General features: G+C 32.0%; 2 protein-coding genes. Both read left to right on the top strand.

The annotated features are described in order from the left end of the window. The first annotated feature begins 210 nt into the window (after nt 1–210). A complete protein-coding gene (locus AC1DSB_RS19175) occupies nt 211–453 on the top strand; it encodes a hypothetical protein (RefSeq protein WP_477532609.1) in 243 nt (80 codons plus the stop codon). A 126-nt stretch (nt 454–579) separates the two neighbouring features. Next, a complete protein-coding gene (locus AC1DSB_RS19170) occupies nt 580–1,359 on the top strand; it encodes a DUF7683 domain-containing protein (protein WP_477532608.1) in 780 nt (259 codons plus the stop codon). The last annotated feature ends 127 nt before the right edge of the window (nt 1,360–1,486 follow it).

Genomic DNA, 1,486 nt, shown 5'->3' with positions numbered 1-1,486 from the left:
TCCTAATTGTGGTGTTATGTCAACCTGGGGTGTATAAGTGATACAATCCAGGTGAGTAAGTGAATCAATGTTTTTACGGACGGATTATCTAGTTTCTTGTTCAACTAACGGGCAGGTTAGTTGAAGAAAAAGGTATGTTTAGAAGTCTGGAGAAGTAGTTAATAAAAACAAAGATATTAACTAGGTAAAAGTAGAAAGAGAGGCAGATGTATGGGGATTTTATTTGCTGTAATATTTGGCTTGTCACTAATGTTTTCAGTCATCCTTTTGATTTATACAGTGATTGTTCGTAGCTGGAAAAGTTTTATAGGTTTAGGTATTGCTACATTACCAATTTCCTTATACTCTTTATCAGGAGAACCACCAATACAATTTGTTGGGCTTCTTTCAATATTTTGTTTTGCCATAGCATTGCTAATATTTTTACTAAAAAAGAGGGAAACAGTTTTTTAATTTAACTTGTTCAACTAACGGGTGCTTTTGTTAAAGATCGTGGAGTTGCTTTGGCAGCTCTTTTTTCTTATTAAACTAACGGGGCAGGTTAGTTGAATAAGGGGATACTAAAATAAGGGGGATACAATGTCAAATCAAATAAATTATCAGTGGAGAATCACAAAATACAATCCTGATTTTAGAGATGAGGATGGAACCTACACATTAGAAAAAGAATGGACTTGTCCCTCTGAAATTGGAAAAACAATATATGGAAAAGAATTCACTTTAGGTGAGTATCTCCGTGTTGAGGCAGCATATGTAAATACCGTAATGACAATTTTAAGTGAATGCGAACTAAATACATTGAGAGTTTTACAATTAACAGAAATTTATGTTTCACCAGAAGATAGAACTTCCGTATTGTACGAAAGAGAATTTGATGAATTGGATTTACAGGAAGATAAAATAGTGAATACAAATGAAATTCGTACAATTTGTACAATGGTATTAAGAAATTTTCTAAGTTGTCAGTTGTATTCGAAAGACAAATTATTTGTACATTTTGGTTGGGATTATTATATGTATATTGGTTCAAGCGTAAACTGCCCATCATCAATCAAATTTGCAAAAGATAACGGACTTTTCGTGGAGGAAACTATGTCACCGTACTATTTCTCTGATGAAGAAACAACTAGGATAGTCCAATGGAATGAAAAAAATGATGAGATTAAATTAATTGTAGGAGAGGAAGAACTTACTGGAATTCCTTTAAAGGAATTTCGTAAAATATTTAATTTATCAGAAGATCATCCAGTAATAGGTTCATTTGATATTACAACTAAACAAGCTATATCCATTCAAAAATTTATGAAAAATATGATGGACTTCTCAAAATTTGAATATGAATTTTGGGGCGGTTACTAAATAAACTTCAGAAAATGCTTGTTCAACTAACGGGTGCTTTAGTGGAAGAAAAAAAATAGGAAAGGTCGATTTCTTATAAGAGAAATCGATCTTTTTAAGTTAAATTCAACCTTTGTCTCCCTAATAC

Source organism: Paenisporosarcina sp. P4_E4_2 (assembly GCF_056401595.1).
Note: the sequence above shows the minus strand (reverse complement) of the source record. Positions and strands in the feature narration are given on the sequence as shown.

Coding starts and splice junctions, on each gene's coding strand:
- AC1DSB_RS19170 (WP_477532608.1), top strand. CDS start 580: ATGTCAAATCAAATAAATTATCAGTGGAGAATCACAAAATACAATCCT.
- AC1DSB_RS19175 (WP_477532609.1), top strand. CDS start 211: ATGGGGATTTTATTTGCTGTAATATTTGGCTTGTCACTAATGTTTTCA.